The organism is Pseudomonas sp. BIGb0176, from assembly GCF_024810175.1.
Taxonomy (GTDB): Bacteria; Pseudomonadota; Gammaproteobacteria; order Pseudomonadales; family Pseudomonadaceae; genus Aquipseudomonas; species Aquipseudomonas protegens.
This window is the reverse complement of sequence record NZ_JANUEC010000002.1, coordinates 56,615-75,571: the sequence shown is the minus strand read 5'-3', so window position 1 is coordinate 75,571 and position 18,957 is coordinate 56,615. Positions and strand designations below refer to the sequence as shown.

General features: G+C 59.3%; 28 protein-coding genes. 8 read left to right on the top strand and 20 right to left on the bottom strand.

All coding sequences use genetic code 11. The features are described from left to right. The first annotated feature begins 51 nt into the window (after positions 1–51). Both M2395_RS11205 and queF read left to right on the top strand, forming a co-directional pair. Positions 52–603 (top strand): plastocyanin/azurin family copper-binding protein, encoded by a 552-nt coding sequence (locus M2395_RS11205; protein ID WP_019093682.1) that lies wholly within the window; start codon positions 52–54, stop codon positions 601–603. A 68-nt stretch (positions 604–671) separates the two neighbouring features. Beyond that, a complete protein-coding gene (queF, locus tag M2395_RS11200; protein ID WP_015634826.1) occupies positions 672–1,502 on the top strand; it encodes an NADPH-dependent 7-cyano-7-deazaguanine reductase QueF in 831 nt (276 codons plus the stop codon). Positions 1,503–1,563: 61 nt separating this feature from the next. On the opposite strand, the gene M2395_RS11195 is transcribed toward queF, so the two are convergent. Further along, entirely contained in the window at positions 1,564–1,827 is a 264-nt protein-coding gene (locus M2395_RS11195) for a DUF4404 family protein (protein ID WP_011060288.1), read from the bottom strand. Between the two features lie 122 nt (positions 1,828–1,949). Further along, positions 1,950–2,570, bottom strand: coding sequence for an HAD family phosphatase (locus tag M2395_RS11190; protein ID WP_123430291.1), 621 nt, complete (start codon positions 2,568–2,570; stop codon positions 1,950–1,952). Between the two features lie 204 nt (positions 2,571–2,774). On the opposite strand from M2395_RS11190, the gene M2395_RS11185 reads away from it, so the two are divergent. Next, on the top strand, positions 2,775–3,461 hold the full coding sequence (locus M2395_RS11185; protein WP_011060290.1) for a VacJ family lipoprotein: 687 nt from the start codon (positions 2,775–2,777) through the stop codon (positions 3,459–3,461). Between the two features lie 65 nt (positions 3,462–3,526). Here the strand turns inward: M2395_RS11185 and M2395_RS11180 are convergent, their stop codons facing one another. Beyond that, positions 3,527–3,826 (bottom strand): PilZ domain-containing protein, encoded by a 300-nt coding sequence (locus M2395_RS11180; protein WP_011060291.1) that lies wholly within the window; start codon positions 3,824–3,826, stop codon positions 3,527–3,529. Between the two features lie 276 nt (positions 3,827–4,102). Between M2395_RS11180 and rssB the strand changes: the two genes are divergently transcribed. Then, positions 4,103–5,287: a two-component system response regulator RssB gene (gene rssB / locus M2395_RS11175; RefSeq protein WP_026020041.1), complete on the top strand. Its 1,185-nt coding sequence runs from the start codon at positions 4,103–4,105 to the stop codon at positions 5,285–5,287. After that, on the top strand, positions 5,284–5,766 hold the full coding sequence (gene rssC, locus M2395_RS11170) for an anti-sigma factor antagonist RssC (protein WP_003218919.1): 483 nt from the start codon (positions 5,284–5,286) through the stop codon (positions 5,764–5,766). The genes rssB and rssC overlap by 4 nt, the downstream gene beginning before the upstream one ends. Before the next feature lie 73 nt (positions 5,767–5,839). Here the strand turns inward: rssC and tal are convergent, their stop codons facing one another. After that, positions 5,840–6,766 (bottom strand): transaldolase, encoded by a 927-nt coding sequence (gene tal, locus M2395_RS11165; protein ID WP_011060293.1) that lies wholly within the window; start codon positions 6,764–6,766, stop codon positions 5,840–5,842. A gap of 177 nt (positions 6,767–6,943) precedes the next feature. Beyond that, the gene (dusA, locus tag M2395_RS11160) at positions 6,944–7,954 is read right to left on the bottom strand and encodes a tRNA dihydrouridine(20/20a) synthase DusA (RefSeq protein WP_123430292.1); all 1,011 of its coding nucleotides are present in this window, start codon (positions 7,952–7,954) and stop codon (positions 6,944–6,946) included. Positions 7,955–8,057: 103 nt separating this feature from the next. Between dusA and M2395_RS11155 the strand changes: the two genes are divergently transcribed. After that, positions 8,058–9,209 carry a site-specific integrase gene (locus tag M2395_RS11155; RefSeq protein ID WP_123392497.1) on the top strand — a complete coding sequence of 384 codons (1,152 nt, stop codon included), beginning with the start codon at positions 8,058–8,060 and terminating at the stop codon, positions 9,207–9,209. On the opposite strand, the gene M2395_RS11150 is transcribed toward M2395_RS11155, so the two are convergent. The 13 genes from M2395_RS11150 to M2395_RS11090 form a co-directional block, all read right to left on the bottom strand. Beyond that, positions 9,184–9,459 carry a pyocin activator PrtN family protein gene (locus M2395_RS11150; RefSeq protein ID WP_123430293.1) on the bottom strand — a complete coding sequence of 92 codons (276 nt, stop codon included), beginning with the start codon at positions 9,457–9,459 and terminating at the stop codon, positions 9,184–9,186. The genes M2395_RS11155 and M2395_RS11150 overlap by 26 nt on opposite strands. 19 nt (positions 9,460–9,478) lie before the next feature. Beyond that, a complete protein-coding gene (locus M2395_RS11145) occupies positions 9,479–9,730 on the bottom strand; it encodes a hypothetical protein (protein WP_123430294.1) in 252 nt (83 codons plus the stop codon). Then, positions 9,727–10,299, bottom strand: a complete 573-nt coding sequence (locus tag M2395_RS11140; RefSeq protein WP_123430295.1) for a DUF2786 domain-containing protein — start codon at positions 10,297–10,299, stop codon at positions 9,727–9,729. The genes M2395_RS11145 and M2395_RS11140 overlap by 4 nt, the downstream gene beginning before the upstream one ends. A gap of 61 nt (positions 10,300–10,360) precedes the next feature. Then, positions 10,361–10,564 carry a hypothetical protein gene (locus M2395_RS11135; protein WP_123430296.1) on the bottom strand — a complete coding sequence of 68 codons (204 nt, stop codon included), beginning with the start codon at positions 10,562–10,564 and terminating at the stop codon, positions 10,361–10,363. 2 nt (positions 10,565–10,566) lie between these two features. Then, on the bottom strand, positions 10,567–10,830 hold the full coding sequence (locus tag M2395_RS11130; protein WP_123430297.1) for a hypothetical protein: 264 nt from the start codon (positions 10,828–10,830) through the stop codon (positions 10,567–10,569). A gap of 69 nt (positions 10,831–10,899) precedes the next feature. After that, positions 10,900–11,196, bottom strand: coding sequence for a hypothetical protein (locus tag M2395_RS11125; protein WP_123430298.1), 297 nt, complete (start codon positions 11,194–11,196; stop codon positions 10,900–10,902). 51 nt (positions 11,197–11,247) lie between these two features. Continuing rightward, on the bottom strand, positions 11,248–11,376 hold the full coding sequence (locus tag M2395_RS11120; protein ID WP_256674751.1) for a hypothetical protein: 129 nt from the start codon (positions 11,374–11,376) through the stop codon (positions 11,248–11,250). A 54-nt stretch (positions 11,377–11,430) separates the two neighbouring features. Further along, the gene (locus M2395_RS11115; protein ID WP_123430299.1) at positions 11,431–14,241 is read right to left on the bottom strand and encodes a toprim domain-containing protein; all 2,811 of its coding nucleotides are present in this window, start codon (positions 14,239–14,241) and stop codon (positions 11,431–11,433) included. A gap of 11 nt (positions 14,242–14,252) precedes the next feature. Continuing rightward, positions 14,253–14,498 (bottom strand): hypothetical protein, encoded by a 246-nt coding sequence (locus M2395_RS11110; RefSeq protein WP_123392515.1) that lies wholly within the window; start codon positions 14,496–14,498, stop codon positions 14,253–14,255. A gap of 69 nt (positions 14,499–14,567) precedes the next feature. Continuing rightward, positions 14,568–14,939: a hypothetical protein gene (locus tag M2395_RS11105; RefSeq protein WP_123430300.1), complete on the bottom strand. Its 372-nt coding sequence runs from the start codon at positions 14,937–14,939 to the stop codon at positions 14,568–14,570. Next, positions 14,936–15,229 (bottom strand): ogr/Delta-like zinc finger family protein, encoded by a 294-nt coding sequence (locus M2395_RS11100; protein WP_123392519.1) that lies wholly within the window; start codon positions 15,227–15,229, stop codon positions 14,936–14,938. The genes M2395_RS11105 and M2395_RS11100 overlap by 4 nt, the downstream gene beginning before the upstream one ends. After that, complete coding sequence (locus M2395_RS11095; RefSeq protein WP_123430301.1) at positions 15,229–15,765, bottom strand: YmfL family putative regulatory protein; 537 nt, start codon at positions 15,763–15,765, stop codon at positions 15,229–15,231. The genes M2395_RS11100 and M2395_RS11095 overlap by 1 nt, the downstream gene beginning before the upstream one ends. Further along, on the bottom strand, positions 15,765–15,977 hold the full coding sequence (locus M2395_RS11090) for a DNA-binding protein (RefSeq protein WP_123430302.1): 213 nt from the start codon (positions 15,975–15,977) through the stop codon (positions 15,765–15,767). The genes M2395_RS11095 and M2395_RS11090 overlap by 1 nt, the downstream gene beginning before the upstream one ends. A gap of 86 nt (positions 15,978–16,063) precedes the next feature. Here M2395_RS11090 and M2395_RS11085 point away from each other — a divergent pair, with 86 nt between their 5' ends. Together M2395_RS11085 and M2395_RS11080 are read left to right on the top strand one after the other, a co-directional pair. Next, positions 16,064–16,393, top strand: a complete 330-nt coding sequence (locus tag M2395_RS11085; RefSeq protein WP_123430423.1) for a helix-turn-helix domain-containing protein — start codon at positions 16,064–16,066, stop codon at positions 16,391–16,393. A 51-nt stretch (positions 16,394–16,444) separates the two neighbouring features. Further along, positions 16,445–16,885, top strand: coding sequence for a hypothetical protein (locus M2395_RS11080; protein WP_123430303.1), 441 nt, complete (start codon positions 16,445–16,447; stop codon positions 16,883–16,885). 359 nt (positions 16,886–17,244) lie between these two features. On the opposite strand, the gene M2395_RS11075 is transcribed toward M2395_RS11080, so the two are convergent. Beyond that, entirely contained in the window at positions 17,245–18,516 is a 1,272-nt protein-coding gene (locus M2395_RS11075; RefSeq protein ID WP_123430304.1) for a phage late control D family protein, read from the bottom strand. Next, entirely contained in the window at positions 18,513–18,953 is a 441-nt protein-coding gene (locus tag M2395_RS11070) for a phage tail protein (protein ID WP_123430305.1), read from the bottom strand. The genes M2395_RS11075 and M2395_RS11070 overlap by 4 nt, the downstream gene beginning before the upstream one ends. Positions 18,954–18,957: the final 4 nt, after the last annotated feature.

Below are 18,957 nucleotides of genomic sequence, written 5' to 3'. Positions count from 1 at the left end.
GGGCTCTAGAGTGTGCCACAGGCTGAATCCCGATCTTGTTGGAGTCTGATGATGAGTATGCAAAACCTGTTGTGGCGAAGCCGGTCGATCCTGGGGGGCTGCCTGATGCTGTTGAGCGCACCGCTCTGGGCCTCGCCGGCCGGCTCTTACGATTTTGGCCAGCCGGCGCCTGCGGCCAAGGCCACTCGCAGTGTCGAGGTGGTGATGGGGGACATGTCGTTCAATCCCAAGGCCCTGGAGATCAAGGCCGGCGAGACGGTGCGATTCGTGCTGATCAACAAGGGGCAGTTGCTGCACGAGTTCAATCTGGGCAACGCGGCCATGCATGCCGAGCACCAGCAGGAAATGCTCAAGATGCAGCAGAGCGGCATGCTCACCCCGACCGGCATGAAGGCGATGGATCATGGAGCCATGGGCCACGGCTCAATGGCAGGCATGGACCATGGCATGCAGCATGACGATCCCAACAGCGTGCTGGTGGAGCCGGGCAAGCAGGCCGAACTGACCTGGACCTTCAGCAAGAGCGGCAACCTGGAGTTCGCCTGCAACATTCCAGGGCACTACCAGGCCGGGATGGTGGGCAAGCTGACGGTCACCCCATAGGCATCCGGGGCTCAAAGGCGGGAGCAAAGGCTGATAGAATCCGCTGATTCTTCAGTCAGGTTTCCGCCATGCATCCCGCAGCCGAACATTCGCCGCTGGGCAAGTCCAGTGAATACGTCTCCACTTACACCCCGTCCTTGCTGTTCCCGATTCCCCGGGCGGCAAAATGGGCCGAGCTGGGCTTGAGTGCCGATACCCTTCCTTATAAGGGCGTGGACTACTGGAACTGCTTCGAGTTGTCCTGGCTGCTGCCGTCGGGCAAGCCGGTAGTGGCTATCGGTGAGTTCAGCATTCCCGCCGATTCGCCGAACATCATCGAATCCAAGTCGTTCAAGCTGTACCTCAATTCGCTGAACCAGACGCCGTTCGATGATCGGTCGACCCTTGAGGCCACCTTGCGCACTGATCTGTCGGCTGCTGCCGGCAAGCCGGTAGGCGTGCGGATCCGCAGCCTGCAGGAGGTCGAGGCCGAAGGCGTGGTGGCGCTGCCTGGGGTGTGTATCGATGATCTGGATATCAGTGTTGACAGCTATGAGCACCCGCGCCCCGAACTGCTGCGCTGCGATGCTTCGCGCGTGGTGGAGGAGAGCGTGCACAGTCATCTGCTCAAGTCCAACTGCCCGGTAACCAGCCAGCCGGACTGGGGCAGCGTGGTGGTGCAATACCGGGGCGCGGCTCTGGATCACGCCAGCCTGCTGGCCTATCTGGTGAGCTTCCGCCAGCACTCGGACTTTCACGAACAGTGCGTGGAGCGGATCTTTCTCGACCTGCAACGCTTGCTCAAGCCGGAGAGACTCACCGTGTATGCGCGTTATGTGCGCCGCGGTGGGCTGGATATCAACCCTTACCGCAGTACCGAAACCGCGGATTTCGCCAATCACCGGTTGGTACGCCAGTAAAAGCAAAGCCCCGCTTCGAGAGCGGGGCTTTTGCTTTGTGGGGTTGGCTACCGGGGGTTGCTCAGATGCCGATGTTGCCCAGGGTCTGGACGATATTGCGCAGGGTTCCGGCAATCGCCGGGTGTTCCAGTTCGAAGCGTTCCACGGCCAGGTTGACGCCGTCGGCGAGGCTGGCGTCCTGGGTGCCGGTCTCCAGTTTGAGTTGCAGTTCGATCTGCTGCATCAGCTCTTGCAGATTGTTGCGCTCGGCTTCGGAAAGCGGTGGGTTCTGTTCCAATTGCTCGCGCAGGGTGTCGAGTTGTTCTTGCAGTTCGCGGGCAGGCATGGCGTTCTCCCTTTATTGATAGGCACAGGGATGGACCGCGCTGTCGAGTCAAAGGTCCATGCCCACGGCTTAGAGTAATCCACTCCCAGGCGCTGTGCATGATCCTGATCAACAGGCTTATGTCAGGGTTTTTCACCCTTGAGCCGGCGCAGTTCGATGTCCGCCAGGCAGGTGTTCAACTCCCCCAGATGGTCGATGACCGAATGCACCCCCAGGCCGAAGAGCTGCACCGTGGCCTTGCCACGCTTGAATTCCCGTTCCTGCTGGCTCAGGGCCTGCCATTCGCTGGGGGTCATGCCGCACAGGGAGCCGCAAGAGGCCAGGCCGATGGTCCAGAGGCCGGCATTGAGGCCCGACTGCAGCAGTAGGGGTTCGCCGCTGACCAGGACACAACCGTCGATGCCTTTGACATTGAGCGCCATCAGCGCCTGCCAGCAGGCATCGGGTGCGGGCCAGGGGGCGGGGGAGTGAGGTGCCGGCTTGATCCAGTCCGGCAGGATGGCAGCCAATTGGTGGCTACTGGCGGGGAGCAGCTGCTCCAGCCAGGCGCAGGGGATGCCTTGCTGATGCAGGCGCCGCAGCGTTTCCAGTGCGCCAGGTGTGGCTTGGGCTTGCTCCGGATCAGGTTTGTCCGTGGCTTGCTGGCGCATCCGCGCGCCGAAATCCACCAGGCAGCCACTGAGGCCGAAGAGTACGGCAGTCAATGGGCGGGCGGGTTGCACTGAGGCGTCGGCGTGGGGCATGTCAGCGTCCTTGAAATACCCTTGGAGGCTAGCGGCAGAACATGACATGCAGGTGACAGTACGGTGAATGGCAGCAAGGTTGGCTGAACCCTGACTGAAGACGGTTTGCGGTGATGCTGCCTAAACCGGCATATCCGCTTTATACTCCTGAACTTATCCTCAGGGCATAGCCCCACGAGAGAACAATCGAAGGAGTTTCCTGCTATGCGCTGGAGCCGTTATCTAGTTCCACTATGTATGAGTGCCGGTGTGACGCTGGCTCCCCTGGTTGCCCAGGCGGCCGAAGATGATCCATGGGAAAGCATCAACCGTCCCATCTTCACCTTCAACGATACGCTGGATACTTATGCCCTGAAGCCTCTGGCACAGGGCTATCAGGCCGTCACTCCGCAGTTTCTGGAAGATGGCATCCACAACATGTTTCGCAACATCGGTGATGTCGGCAACCTCGCCAATGACATCCTCCAGGCCAAACCTGGTGCTGCCGGTGTCGACACTGCGCGACTGTTGATGAACACCACCCTGGGCCTGGCGGGCTTCTTTGATGTCGGTACCAAGATGGGCCTGCAGCGCAATGACGAAGACTTCGGCCAGACCCTCGGTCATTGGGGCGTGGGCAGCGGTCCCTACGTGATGCTGCCGTTGCTGGGGCCAAGCACCCTGCGTGATGCGCCGGCCAAGTATGTCGACAGCTACACCGAACCCTACCGCTACATGAATGACATCCCCGCGCGCAACATCACCATGGGTGTGGATGTCGTCGATACCCGTGCCAGCCTGCTCTCGGCGGACAAGCTGATTCGCGGTGACAAATACACCTTCATTCGCAATGCCTACCTGCAAAATCGCGAATTCAAGATCAAGGACGGCAAGGTCGAAGACGACTTCTAAGCTCGACTGTCCTGCACAAACTGAAAAGGCGGCCTGATGGCCGCCTTTTTCATGGGTTGGAATCTTTACTTCATTTTAAGGATTGTAAGTCCAAGTTTCTGGCCGCCACCTTCTTGTGGGTTGACCCATACCACTTCTGTCTCTGCTTCCAGCCCCCTGAGGGCTGCGTGCTCTGAGTCGATACGTACACTCAACTGATCGCCGACCTGGAACGAACGTGGTGCCTGAACCTGCATGCCGCTGCTGGAAAGATCGATGCAGACCGCTTCGATCACCTGCCCCTGATGGATCAGCGTGACCTCTGCATCCACCCGCATGCGGATGTAATCGCGCTTTTCGCTGTAGTCACGCTGGTTTTGGTTCATGGGTTCCATCCTGCGATTGAGTTGCGGTTTTAGCGGTTTTTATAACTCCCGGTGATTTGCGGTGTAAAGACGTCAGGCGACCATCGGCATGAGCTTGAAACGCCCCGCGGATGGGAGTACCGTCTGCGCCTTAGAAGGGCACCTCTGATGGTCGGGCGTGCAGGGCTCAAGGTCCTGGCCTGGCTTGCAGAGTGGCTAGAAAGCGAATCCAGTAGCGTGCCTCAGGCCCCAGGCCAGAGCACCTACGCCAACCTAATTCTGGCGCCGTTTGCCCACATGCAAAAAACCAGTGCCACGCTGCTGATAATCGATGACGACGAAGTAGTGCGCGCGAGCCTCGCGGCCTATTTGGAAGACAGTGGCTTCAGCGTACTGCAGGCCGCTAACGGCCAGCAGGGTCTTCAGGTATTCGAGCGCGACAACCCCGATCTGGTGATCTGCGATCTGCGCATGCCGCAGATGGGCGGTCTCGAGCTTATCCGTCAAGTGACCGAACTGTCCCCGCAAACCCCGGTGATCGTGGTTTCGGGTGCGGGCGTCATGAACGATGCGGTTGAAGCCCTGCGCCTGGGCGCGGCGGACTACTTGATCAAGCCGCTGGAAGATCTGGCCGTGCTCGAGCACTCGGTGCGCCGCGCCCTGGATCGTGCTCGCCTGTTGCTGGAAAACCAGCGTTACAGAGAGAAGCTTGAAGCCGCCAACCGCGAGCTCGAAGCCAGCCTCAATCTGCTCCAGGAAGACCAGAACGCCGGTCGACAGGTGCAGATGAACATGCTGCCGACCAGCCCTTGGTCGATTGACGAATTCAACTTTGCCCACCAGATCATCCCGTCGTTGTACCTGTCGGGTGATTTTGTCGACTATTTCCGTGTCGACGAGCGCCGGGTGGCCTTCTACCTGGCGGATGTTTCCGGTCATGGTGCGTCGTCGGCCTTTGTCACCGTGCTGTTGAAGTTCATGACCACCCGTTTACTGTTCGAGTCCAAGCGCAATGGCACCTTGCCGGAGTTCAAGCCTTCGGAAGTGCTAGGCCATATCAACCGTGGCCTGATCAGTTGTAAGCTGGGCAAACACGTCACGATGGTCGGTGGAGTCATCGACGAGGAGACTGGCTTGTTGACCTATAGCATTGGCGGGCACTTGCCGTTGCCGGTGTTGTACACCCCCGACAGTGTGCGTTATCTGGAAGGGCGTGGTTTGCCGGTGGGCCTGTTCAACGAGGCCACCTACGAAGACCACATTCTGGAGCTGCCGCCGGTGTTCAGCCTGACGCTGATGTCCGATGGCATCCTGGACCTTTTGCCCGAGCCTACACTCAAAGAGAAAGAAGCAGCCTTGCCCGAACGGGTGAGGGCAGCGGGCGGCAGCCTGGATGGCTTGCGGCAAGTTTTTGGATTGGCCACGCTAGGGGAGATGCCGGATGATATCGCCCTGTTAGTGTTGAGCAGGAATCTTCAATGAGTACCGGTAGAATCCAGTTCGCCGAGCAGGATGGCACCTTCGTCCTGAAGTTCGTCGGTGAAGTGCGCCTGACCCTGTGTTCGGCGCTGGATGCGACTATTGAGCGGATTTTCACCGCGCTGAATTTTTCGGCGATCGTGATCGATCTGACAGAAACCCGCAGCATCGACAGCACCACCCTGGGCCTGCTGGCCAAGCTCTCGATCCTGTCGCGGCAGAAAGTCGGTCTGTTGCCCACCGTCGTCACCACCCACGAAGACATTACCAGGCTGTTGCAGTCCATGGGCTTCGATCAGGTGTTCAACATCGTCGATCGCCCGATTCCCTGCCCGGAATGCCTGACCGACCTGCCGTCCCAGGACCAGTCGGAAGAAGTGGTACGGGTCAAGGTCCTGGAGGCGCACAAGATACTCATGGGCCTTAATGACTCCAACCGTGAAGCCTTTCACGATCTGGTGAATGCCCTGGAGCGTCACTGATCGACTGAAACGCGAGCGCACAAAAAAGGGCGAACTTGTGAGGGTTCGCCCTTTTTGCGTTGACGCGAAGCGATCAGAGCTTGGCAGCCAGCAGGGCTTCGAGCTTTTCCTGGTCACGGGCGAACTGGCGGATGCCTTCAGCCAGCTTTTCGGTGGCCATGGCGTCTTCGTTGGAAGCCCAGCGGAACTGTGCTTCGTTCAGGCTCTGGCGAGCTTCACCGGTCTTGCCCGGGCTCAGCTTGCGTTCCAGCTTGCCGGTGTCGGCGGCCAGCTTCTCAATCAGATCCGGGCTGATGGTCAGGCGATCGCAGCCGGCCAGTTGCTCGATCTGGTTGAGGTTGCGGAAGCTTGCCCCCATGACCACGGTCTTGTAGTCATTGGCCTTGTAGTAGTTGTAGATGCGGGTAACCGACTGCACGCCCGGATCGTCAGCGCCCTGATAGTCGTTGCCGGTAGCCTTCTTGTACCAGTCGTAGATCCGCCCTACGAATGGCGAAATCAGAAACACCCCGGCTTCGGCGCAGGCCACGGCCTGGGCGAAGGAAAACAGCAGGGTGAGGTTGGTCTGGATGCCTTCGCGCTCCAGCTTTTCGGCGGCGCGTATGCCTTCCCAGGTAGAGGCGATCTTGATCAGCACCCGATCACGGCCGATGCCGGCCTTGTCATACAGCTCGATCAGCCGATGGGCGCGCTTGAGCATGGCTTCGGTATCGAACGACAGGCGGGCATCCACCTCAGTGGAAATACGGCCCGGAATGACCTTGAGAATCTCCTGGCCGACAGCCACGCCGAAACGGTCGCTGGCCAGGCCGACATCGCCTTTGCAGTCGTTGACGCAGGCATTCAGCAGATCGGCATAACCCGGGATGGCCGCAGCCTTGAGCAGCAGCGAAGGGTTGGTGGTGGCATCCACCGGCTTGACCCGGGCGATGGCGTCGAAGTCACCGGTATCGGCCACTACGGTGGTGATTTTCTTCAGTTGTTCCAGCTTGGAAGTCATGAGCGTGCTCTGTCCTATGGGTCTGACGACATTACCCGAGCGCTGTCAGGCGCTCAAGGGCGCGGAATGCTAACTACGGCCCCAAAGTCCGTGACCTGAAAACAGTCGTTTGAATGCTGGGGCACTGTCCAGTAGATACGATGCCAAAAGCCCGGCCAGGTTCAACCCGGCCGACGCTTAACGTCCTTCCAGCAACTGCCCGGCCTGATCCAGCAGGGCCAGCGGATCCTGGGTCTTGTGGATATCCACCGACAACAGCTGGCGGAACTTGCGAGCACCGGGGAAGCCCGTGCCCAGCCCTAGGACATGGCGCGTGATGTGGTGCATGGCGCCCCCGGCAGCCAGGTGCTCGGCAATATAGGGGCGCAACCGGGCCAGCGCCTCGGCCCGGGAAATCACCGGCTCAGTGCTGCCAAACAGCTGCTGGTCTACCTCGGCCAGCAGATAGGGGTTGTGATAGGCCTCACGGCCCAGCATCACCCCATCGAAAGTCTGCAGATGTTCATGACAGGCCTCGAGGGTCTTGATCCCACCGTTGAGGATGATTTCCAACTGTGGGAAATCCGCCTTCAATTGCGCCGCCACGTCGTAGCGCAGCGGGGGAATGTCCCGGTTCTCCTTGGGCGAGAGGCCTTCGAGAATGGCGATTCGTGCGTGCACGGTAAAGCTGCTGCATCCGGCTTCCATGACCTGGCCGACGAAATCGCATAGCTCGGCATAACTATCGCGACCGTTGATACCGATCCGATGCTTGACCGTCACGGGAATCGACACCGCATCGCGCATGGCTTTCACGCAATCGGCCACCAGCGCCGGATGGCCCATCAGGCAGGCACCGATCATGTTGTTCTGCACCCGGTCGCTGGGGCAACCGACGTTGAGGTTGACCTCATCGTAGCCATGCTCCTGGGCCATGCGCGTGCACGCCGCGAGATCCGCCGGCGTGCTGCCCCCCAGTTGCAACGCCAGAGGGTGCTCGGACGGGTGGTAGCGCAGGAAGCGCTCGTGATCACCATTGAGCAGCGCACCCGTGGTGACCATTTCGGTGTAGAGCAAGGTGTGCTTGGACAGTAGGCGCAGGAAGAATCGGCAGTGACGATCCGTCCAATCCATCATAGGTGCAACGCTAAACCGCCGGGACAGCGTAGGGCTTGAGTTTACTGGGGATGCAGCTGGATTCTGGACCATTTTGCTCTACGTGTTTAAGGCGTGTTTTGGGGCGTTTTCAGGCGTTTTTTAAGGCTCGGTGGTACGATGTACCACTCAAAAACTGACGCGTACCACTTTCGATATGGCGACTATCAGGGCAAGAAAACTGGCAGATGGGAGTGTGAGCTACACGGCTCAGATCCGCATCAAGCGCGACGGAGTGCAAGTTTACCAAGAGAGCCAGACCTTCGCCCGAAAACAGGCCGCCCAGGCCTGGGCGCGTAAGCGCGAGTCGGAGCTTGATGAACCTGGGGCGATCGAGCGAGCAAGCCGCAAGGGCGCCACGCTCAAAGAAATGACCGAACGCTACCTGGTAGAGGTCGAGAAAGCCCGGCCGTTGGGTAAGACCAAGCGTGCGACACTCAATGCCATCGGTGAGACGTACCTCGGCGGGCTGACCGACACGGACATCAATACCCAGTGCTTGGTCGATTTCGCGCTTTGGCGGATGAGCAAGGAAGGTGGCGGGGTTCAGCCACAAACCGCTGGCAATGACCTGGCGCACCTCGGCGCTGTTCTAGCAATTGCCAAGGATGCGTGGGGGTACCAAGTGGACCCGCTCGCCATGGGCGGCGCCCGGCGTGTACTGCGCAAGCTGGGTTACAACCTGAAAAGTCGTGAGCGCGACCGCCGGCCGACTTTGGACGAGTTGGGAAGGGTGCTGACGCACTACCAAGACATGCAGGCGAGGCGCCCAACTGTCATCAATATGCTGAAAGTCGTGGGCTTTGCCCTGTTCTCTACGCGCCGGCTGGATGAAATAACCCGTATTCGCTGGGCGGATGTCGACGAGCATGGTCAGCGAGTGCTGGTGCGCGACATGAAGAACCCCGGTCAGAAGATCGGCAACGATGTCTGGTGTTACCTGCCGGACGAGGCGTGGCAGATTCTCCAGACGATGCCAAAGGCCGGCGACGACATATTCCCCTACAGCCCTGAATCTATCTCCACTTCCTGGACGAAAGCCTGCAAGTTTTTGAACATCGCAGATCTGCACTTCCATGACCTTCGCCACGAAGGCATCAGCCGTCTGTTCGAAATGGACTGGGATATCCCGCGTGTGGCGAGCGTTTCAGGGCATAGGGATTGGAACTCGATGAGGCGCTACACCCACCTGCGCGGGAAGGGTGATCGTTACGTGGGATGGGAGTGGCACGAGAAGATGTTGAGGGCGCCCGTCCAACTGGGCGCCGCATCAATGAAGTGGCTCAGTAGGCGGGTTTTATCCCGTTGAGCTGGTTGTGCTCTTTAACCGCGGCCGCGCGCTGTAGATCTAGGTAAGCGGCCAGATCGGTGAGGTGGATGCCCTTGGCCGACTTCTGGCTCGGTTCTAGGCGGGTAATTGGTAGCTTGATCTGACCACTCATCACCTTGCGCTGGAACATTTCCGGCGTTAGGTGCGTGAAGTAATCCCGGCACACCAGTTCCAGCGAGATAATCGCCTGGCCGTCGTATTGGGCCATCAGGATAAAGACAGTGTTCATGGCTAACTCCCTGGCGGCTTCACATCCGAAACGATTGATGAATGAACTCAGGTTGGGCCGTTTCCTCTTCAGGTTGAGCGGATGCAGCCTGGATCTCGCAATCAAACTGATGTAGCTCGCGGTTGGCGGCGGTTAAGGCTGTGGCGAGGCCTGGTATTGCGTTGACGCACCGCTGATAAGCATCAGGCCCCACCCAGTGCTGGACCGGGATAACTTGACAGTCCGTGTGGGTGGCACTGGTACACAGGTACAGCAAGAGGAATACGTTCATTGGGCCTCCTGCTGTGTGTTGCTCTGCGTGTGAGCAAGGCGTGGCCTGACCTGAGTGAGAGGGATAGCGGAGGCCATGCTCATTACTCGAAAGTCGCGCTCGCTGAGTGACGGCTCGCTATCCGTAGATGAGTCAGCGGGAAACAGTCTGTTGGCCTGTACGAACGCGGAAAACGCATCTTTGAAGTGCTCCGAGAGCGCCTTGCGCAGAGTGTCGTAATGGAGCTCGAACTCGATGGCTTCTGCAGGCGTAACCTTGACGCCAACCTGCCTTGGTCGTTGTTTGCTCTTGTAGACGCCCGGGTCGGAGGTGTTATGGAGCTTTGCCAGTATCTGTAGAGCCAGCCGACGATCGAAGCTTGTGGCGGGGAACCAGCGAATTTCGCGGTGCTCGTCGACTAGATCATCGGGGGTCAGACCATGTCGCGAGAGCATTTTGTCCAGCATGCGCCGGGCGTTGATCTTTTCTCCTCCTTCGCCTCGCTCTGCCAGGGCCAGTAACTTGCGCAGTTTGTCCTGTACCTTCGGGCTGATATCGCCGCTTGCGCCCTTTGGATGATGTGCTTGCATGGTGCTTCTCCTTTGGGGCGATGGGGAGTTGCAGCTCCCCGTTGAACGCCCGTTTCTCAGTTCAGCGCGCGAAACGCCGCGGCTTGTTCTGTTTGGCTGCGGCCTGTTCGGCCATGAATGCTGCCCACTCCGCTGTCTTGCTCTGTTGGCGGGTTTTGCTACAGCGTTGGTGGGTGCGGGTGGATCTGGCCTTGCCGCAGATGTCACAGCGGCTCGGCAGGTCCAGGCGATGGCTTGCCATCGCCGGGCGGGAGCGTTCGGCCATGTTCAGCGCCCTCCGCACAACATGCGGGTGAGCTCGTTGGGCTGGCCGTCCGGAGTCAGCTTCGTCAGCGGCAGGGTGGTTCGGTGGCCGTTGCCGATGCGAACCACTGCGAGCGGGCCGTTGATCTCTACGATCACGCCATTGCGGGCACTGAGCCTGTACCCGTTGCCCTGTGCTTTCAGGGCTGTGTAGCTGACCTTGTCGCCGACAGCGAGTGGGGTTGTGGTAGCCTCTACGGTGCCGCCTTGGGGTTGATTCACTTGCATGGTGCTTCTCCTTTGGGGTGGTCGGTGCCGAGGGATTGCAGTCCCTCGGCACCACTCTTTCGGAACAATTCAGCCGGCGATGCGAACCAGGAAAATTTCCAGGTCCTTCAATCCATCGTTCTCGTCGTGAGCTGTCTGCCACTTCAATACTTCGTCGATTTGCTGGCGGGTGCAGTCATCCACGAGCAATGTTCGTTCTCCGCGCTCAATCCTTACTTCCATGATCGAAAGCAGGCCCTCTTGGGCGTATGCATCCGCGTGGATGATGCTGGTGGGCTTTCCTTGCGCGTTTCGCTGCTCCTCGATCTGCCTTAGTTGGCGGGTCTTTCCCGTTTCCCTGGCGCCTTTGATGACCTCGATATGCATGGTGCTTCTCCTTTGGGGTTGCCCAGGCGTTGCAGCACCTGGGCGGTTGGGTTAACGGACGATGGCCAGCAGTACGTCCGGTGCGAGGTTGCCCAGGACGATCAGGACAGCCAGCGCCGCGGCGCTGCAGGTCAACGTGATCGCGTTGTCACTCAAGGTCGGTTCGTTGTCGTCTTGCATGGTGCTTCTCCTTTGGGGTGCCGAAGCGTTGCAGCGCCTGGCGGGTTGGGTAGATCAGGCTTGGAAGTGCCAGCACTTCATGATGGGTTGCTTGGCTATGACGGCGTTGCTGGTCCGGGCTTGGTAGGCACGAACAGCGCTGTCAGTCGATTTGTTTGGGTGGAGCAGCTTCCGGGACCGGGAGTCTTTCAAGCGATCCCGCAGTTCGCTGATGTCTGCGATTTTCTGGCGGTGCTCGGCCGCGACCTTCACGAAGTCGTTGAGGTTGATGGCGATCACGTTTTCATTCTTGCTGTGATTGACCACCGGCCCGTCGGCATCCAGGCCTTCGAGGTACTCGTAGACTTCCCAGAATTCAGCCACTACTGGGTGGTCGGAGCTGATCGAGGCTTGGCGCTCGATGGCCATGCTGATGACCAGGGCCCGGGTACCACTGATTTGCTGATCGCTGAGTTTCACAACGGTCTGCAAGCAGTCCAGAAGGGCGAGTAACTGGGCGTGGTTTTTGTTGATGCGCTCAACCCGGATGTAGCCGCGCAGGTTGTTGCCACAGTGCTTACAGGCGCTTCCCTCGTCGTGGAACGCCGTGCCGCAAGCGAAACAGTGGGAATGAAGGGTTCGCAACTTCGCCTCGTACCCCGGCAGGCGCTTGCCGAACAGCTCCATGGTGTCCTGCTCTTTGCGCACGGCCTGGAGCAGAAAGTTGCTCAGGGTCGAGCCTTCCAGAGAGTTGAGTAGGTCGGCCGCTGCACGGCTTTCTGGCGTGACGTTGGGGCGGACGAAGTGCAGCTTAACGATCCTGGTCATGATCGCTTCAGAAGCCACCACGGGGGCGTTCTGGCTGATGGCGATGGTGCCGCGGAATGGGGGCTCGTAAGTCTCGTTGCCCGCTGTCTTCACGCCTTTGGTCGCTAGGGTGCCGCCGCCGTAGTAGTCCTTGAGCTCGTCCCATTCAAAGGTCTTGGCGTGTGCCTTGTCGTCGCCGCTGCGGTCGGACTCCAGCAGAACGATAGGCATGCCCGAAACTTGGCCCATCAGACGGCTACGGCCGGCCTTGGTGGATTTGGACGGGTCGAAGCCTTCATAGCCCTCACGGCCCAGCAACTTCCACAGCAGGGTGAGCAAGGTGGTCTTGCCTGCGCCGGCTTCGCCCGTAGCTTCCAGGAATGGGAAAGACTGGTAGCGGCTGCGGATCTGCTCGGCGAACAGGGAGCCAAACCAGAAGGCCAGGGCCACGATGCCCTGGGTGCCGAAGCACTGCCAGAGTAGGCCCAGCCAACGGGTATCGTAGTGCTTGGCATCTTTGGTCAGGCTGATCTTCACACCCTTCTGCAACGACTTCAGCTTGAGCTTGCCCATCTCGAAGAACTCCTCTTCGTTGATGCTGATGAGCTGCCCCTCGCGAACGGCGATATCGTTGAAGACGTAGCAGCCGTATTCCTTGCTGTAGCCGACGTAGTCGATGGTCTGCACGGTTTTGATGGCGTACAGCTGGTCCTTCATGATCTTGTCCAACTGCTGGCCGCTGCCGGTGAACACGGCCCCTGCGGCCATGCCAAGCAGGCGCTTCTTGAACTCGCTGGCAGCGGCCACCTGGCCACCGGTGAAGGTGTTCTTCACTGAGCCGCCGTCGTGAGGGAAGTCGACCCGGAAGAAGTACCAGGACTCGTCCGTAATCTCGTTGCGCTGGAAATACAGAGCCTTGGGGTAGCAGTTGGCGATTTCGACGACGCAGCCGGCAACGTTCAACGCTTTCTCCCGCAGCTGCCGCTCGTTGAGGACTTGGGCGTCCTGGTCGTCGCTTTTCTCCAGGGCCTGCTTGGCGCTGTTGAACTTGGCAAGGTCCAACTTCCACCAGTACAGGCGGGAGTCGAAGCAGAAGTGAAACTCCTCCCGTTCGCGCCACTGGTACATGAGCAATGCCTTGTCGGTGGCGCTTTCAGCGATCAGCAGGGCGCCATGGTGACGTGCTTCGGCGAGGTCCTTGTCGATCCGGTGCGTCCGTTCAACCTCATCCTCCATGAAGGCCCAGCGCTGGTGCAGATCGTTCCAGTCGACCTTGCGAGCGTCGGGTTGTGGGATCTGCGCCGCCTCGCAAATGAATCCCAGCTCGCGAGCACGCTTGACCCAGGTCCTGGTGTACTTATGTGCACCTGGCTCGTTGTCCAGTGCCCAGATTAGCTTGGGCGGCTTGCCTGCTCGGGCGGCGATCAATGCCTTCAGCGACTCTTCAGGAAAGGCATTGGAGGACAGCGCCGACACTGCTGATATGCCGTTATGAATCAGTGCAATGGCGTCGAAGATTCCCTCAACAATCCACAGTTCGTTGACCTGCAGCAGATCCAGGCAAGGCGGGCACCACCAGTAGCCCTTATAGCTTTGCCCTGGCTGAAAGCGGGCTTTCTTCTTGCCGAAGCGCGAGGGCTGATCAATCAGCCGCTCCCAGTAGCCGCCGTGATCCAAGGGAAAGCGCACCGTCGCGGAGCCGATATTCAGCTCCCCGTCGAAGTAGTTGTCTTGGGTGAACCAACCCGTGATGAGTTCCAGCCGGAAGCCGCGGGAGAAGGTGAGATAGGCTTTGGCGCTGGCCGTAGGGTTGTCATCGGTAGCTGGGGCGCGCTTGCTCCAGTTGTCGAACAGATCGGGGTACAGCTCCTTAGTGGGCGCCATGTACTTGCAGTTTTGCTCCCGGCCACAGCGGATGAACCATGGCTCGTCGTGGCGGGAGAACAGGCGTCGCTGATTGCACTGAGGGCAGGTGCCCTTGCGCATGTACTTCGTGCCAGCCATGTGCTGGAGGCCGAAGTCGGCCTCCAGGTGCTGGATAACATCAGCGCGGATCTGCTGTTCCATCGGCTTTTGCATGGGCTTGCGACTCACTGCGAACGCTCCCCGGTACCAGCACCGAGCATCTTCTTGAGCTCGCAGCGCGTCCGGCAGATGCCGGCGAGGTAGGGCAGGTCTTCAAGCACCTTCGGCGCTCGCTGGCCGCTGGGTACATTCCGGTAGCGGTCGGAGTACCAAACATCAGCCATGGTGACGTTGTACTGACTGTCCAGCCACTGCAGGTACTTCTTCGCCTGCTGCTCGTCCAGTTCCAGTTTTATGGTGATTTTGCTCATTTCGGCCACCAGTAGGGTGCAGTTTCCCCTTACCCACGCAGTGCGGGCATACAGCAGGGGGAGATTGGGTTAGTGCGTAGTGCGGGTGTTCAGAAGGCGCGTAGGCAGCAAGCGCGCCGACACAGGGTGTCGCTGCTGGGTGCAGGTATCGAGTAACCAGATTTTCGGGCGAAACACGCCGCTGCCAGGGTGAACGCCGAGCAACGCCACGCGGTTGCAGGTCATGCTCTCGAACTCGGCAACGGCCAGTTCCGCGATGCGCTGTACCAGGTGGTGGGGAACCTCAAGGCACTGCTCCAGGTACCGGGCGCAGTTTTCAAGTGGTTGGTTGTCACCGGCCAGGTGTTCGCAGCGGTGGCGATACAAATAGGCGACTGCCGCCTGTTGCATCGCAGCGCGGTAGTCGGTTGCAGGGTTGGCGGTCAAGGTGATGGCGTTCATGCAGGTACTCCCTCCATTTCCAGTTGGTCCAGCAGATCGGGGTGATCGTCGGCGGATCTCATCGCCTGGCGGCGGATAGAAACGGGCGCAACTGGCAGCTTCACGCCTGGATCAGGCATGCCGGAGGGGCTCATTTCATGAGTAATCTCGAATTGGCCACGGTAGGTCGCCCCACAGCCTTCGTTGCTGCACTGCAGGTAAGCGACTCTCAGAAAAATGTGCGTCCCTTCGCTGGTGCGAATACGCATGCTCGAACGGCAATGGGGGCACACCAGCTTGTAGGTGCTCATCAGACATCCCCCTTCGGCGGTGTTTGTTCTCTCGGCGCTGATCGCGTCTTGCGGTGCAGAGTGATGACTGCCCCCACCTCTGCATGGCAGGCAGCAACGTGTTCGCGGTGGGCAGCGATGATCTCTGCGATCTCGCCTTCATCTATCTCGCCATCTTCCAGCGCCTTGGCTATCAGTTGGTCGAGCTGGCCTTCCTTGACATCAGCACGCAGAGCCAATGTGTAGAGGGCCAGGTTATCCAGCGACTCAGCCTCAGGCATGGGGACGAATACACCGCCGTACATGCCGCAGATGTAGTCAGGCAGAAAGGTGGAGCCAATGATCTGCTCAAGCATGCAGAGCTGGTGGTCCTCCAGGGGGCGATGCCCGGCGCTTCCGTAGGCCTGGTTATCAAACTTCTTGATGTCCAGACCCAGCAGCGCCGCACAGCCATCGCGCCCACCGGGGTAGGCGTTGATCAGCGCGCTGATCACCTTGCGGCGGCTGTCGAGAAGAACGCGCTTGGCGTTCTCGTTTTCTGTGGATAGCCGGCGCATTACTGTGTCACCTCGCCATCTTTGATGCCGAGGAGCACTGCTGCACGGTGGGACTCACCGCGCAGGCACTTCTTCTGTCCATTCAGCACCGCATAAACGGTTGATGGAGTTAGGGCGTGCTTTTCGGCCCAGTCTTTCGCTGAGATTCCCTGGCGCGCAAGGCGACCACGGGCCTCTTGGCAAGCTTGCTCGGTGGGGTATGCGTTCGGCATAGTCTCGTTTCGTGTGATTTCGTGTGATTACAGGGGAAGATTATTCAACGAATGTTGAATAGTCAATCTCTTAAGGGGTCGTTTTGTTGAATATTGGCGAAAGGCTGAAGGAAGAGCGTGCGCGCCTGGGGTTCAACCAGGCGGAATTTGCTGCTTTTGCTGGGGTAGCCAAAACATCGCAGTTCAATTACGAAAAAGGCGAACGAAGTCCTGACGCTGCTTATCTAGCCGCCATTGCGGAAAAGGGTGTTGATGTCTTGTACGTGGTGACCGGAGATCGCAGGCCTGTTCCGGCTGACTCAATTTCGGCGGGTGAGTTGCTCTTGCTTGATTACTATCGGCTTATGACGCACGACGACAAACAGGCGTTGGTACGAATGGCTTACGCGCTCGCGAAGACCCCAGGGCCAGTATAAAAACTCACAGACTGGGATCACCTGACCCAAGCGCTCATAAGGATATGACCCATGTTTATAAAAACCCTGGCGGCTACTGCTCTCTTTCAGGTGTGCGTATCCAGCGCGCTGGCAGATGTTGGGCAAATTGACGTAGCCGCTACGGTGAAGGCCATTGGTTCTCCAGTTCTCAAGCAATCTCAAGAAGAGGAGTCACCTGGCTGCACTGCTTCTCGCTATACCTTCGGCGACAAGACGTTCTCTATGAAGATCGAGTTCAGGTGTACCCGTATCAATGTCGGATGGACCATCGCGACGGAGCCGGAGTACGAGGAAAGAAGTAAGCAAGCTTCTGCCCTGGCCCAGCGTGCAGTTGCAGTACTCACTGGCGAGAATGGGGTAGAGGTGGAAAGGGTACAAGCTGGCGGGAAGTACGACGGCCGAACCTTTTCTAACGGTCTTTCTGTGAGTGGTTCGTGCGTTATGAACTCCTGCCTACTGACATTTCGTTAAGACAAGATAAGTAAATTGGCACCCTGAAATTTGTTGCGCCAATTAGCAATTGATGGGGCTGGTGGCACGCTTTAACGTGCTGAAAATCGGCTGTTCCCCGGGCGACCAGGACGGTGCCATATGGGCTCCGGGCGCCCGTTGCGTGTGAATGGAGTAATCGCATGTTGAAGAACAGCAGTGTGCCAGAAAGCCAAGTCTTGCCAGTCGATCAGGCGTATGTACTGAGCGATCTGGAGCTAAGGATTCTGACAATGTTCAGGAGTATCAGTGGGCAACAGCAAAGAGATGTTGTGCGAATGCTGGAGGCGTTCGCCCAACTAGACGAATAGTTAAACCAGACCCCGGCCATGTGTCGGGGTTTATGTTTCTTTCGACTCCTGCATCTTCTTCCATTCCCGATCGACAGCCCGCTTCGCTGTGGTTTTGCTGGCATACAACCACTTCAGCCGCCGTGGCTTGCTCTGATCCCCGGCCGTGATGGTCTTTTGTTTGCCCGTCTTCTTGTCGCGGTAGTACGCGATGATCCCCGTGTAATCCCCTTTGTTCTCCTCGGCCAACCCTTCGACGGTGTCCTCGGGCAACTTGCTTTCCAGCTCCAGGCTGACGGTGTAGCCGCTGTCGGCGCTAAGGCTGTGCTGCACGTTGCCGCCGTACCAGATAATCGCGTCGATCTCGGGCTTCACGCCTTCCAGGGTATAGGTCAGTTCGGGGATCAGATCCGGCCGGCCCACGGCCAGGGTGTAGCTCAGGGTGGCGCTGCCACGCTGCAGGCGGTTGAATTCGGCCCGGGCGGCTCGCAGTGCTGACTGGCGGTCGCTGAAGGTGTGACGCAGGTCCTTGAGGTTGTCGCCGCCGCCGGCGATCGCCTCTTGTTTCTTTGCACTGTTCACGTCGTAGAAGTAGGCACGCACGCCGTCGTAGCTGTCGCGGTCGGCCTGCAGATAGCGGTGCTGGTCACCGTCGCTACGGGTGAGAGTGATGTGCGGGAGCTCCATGCCGCTGGCTGTCTTGCCTCCGCCGGCCGGAATGCACAGCAGGCAGCCAGCCTTGACGGTGACCACGGCGTCGAACTCTTCACCGACACGGCTGATCAGGTTGGCGTCTGATTCGTTGGCCTGGTCCAACTGCAGGATGGGCAGGCCGTCCAGGGCGCCGGCAATGGTGGCGGTCAAACCGTTACCGATGGCGATATCGCCCAGGACATCGCCGAGGGTGGTGTTGCTCCAGCTCCGCTCGCGCTTTGTTTTCAGCCCTTTGCGCAGATCGGCCGAGCGTGCCCGGATGCTAAGCACGTCCGGAGCTCCACTGTGCTCGGTCTCGTCGACGGTGTAGGTGCCCTTGTCCACCAGGCCGGTGTCACTCCAGCCAAGCCAGAGCCTAACCACGGCACCCTTCGGCGGAATGGCCAGCAGCCCGTCATGATCGCTCAGGGTGATGCTGAGCTGATCGGCTTCAATGCCGCGGTTGTCGGTCAGTTGCAGGCTCATCAGGCGCGGGCTGATGAGTTGGGCGATATCGTTGCCGTCTACGGTGATGCGAAAGGCTGGAACAGCGTAGACAGCGTCGCGGCGGTACCGGCCGGCAGCGTCTTCGATAAAGCCCGTAACACGGGCGAGGGCAGCATCGATCACAGCAGCATCCTCAAGATACTCACGCCAGTGCTACCGGCGGCGCCGATCAGGTCTATCCGGTCGTCATCGATGCGCTTGAGATTGAGCGTGAATTCCAGGCGCCGCGGCGTGCCATCACGGAAAAACATCGTCTTGGTCTCGCTCAGGCTCTCGATCACCCACAAACCGTAGATCCGGCCGCTACCTTCGACCATGGGCCAGGCTTTGCCGGTGTTCGCCATCAGCCGCAGGGTGTCGAGGCTCAGTACAGATCCGGCCAACTCGGGCAGGATGACGCCCGGCAAGGTGATCGAGTCGTCGCCTCGGCCCACAAACTGTCTGGCCGGAGCGGCACCGATGCGGGTATTGCTGACGTGTCGCCACTCGGTCTGTCGTTGCAGCTCCTGGTAGGCGGCTGTGGAAAGGCTGAAGACGAACATGCCCAAGGCCATCATCATGACG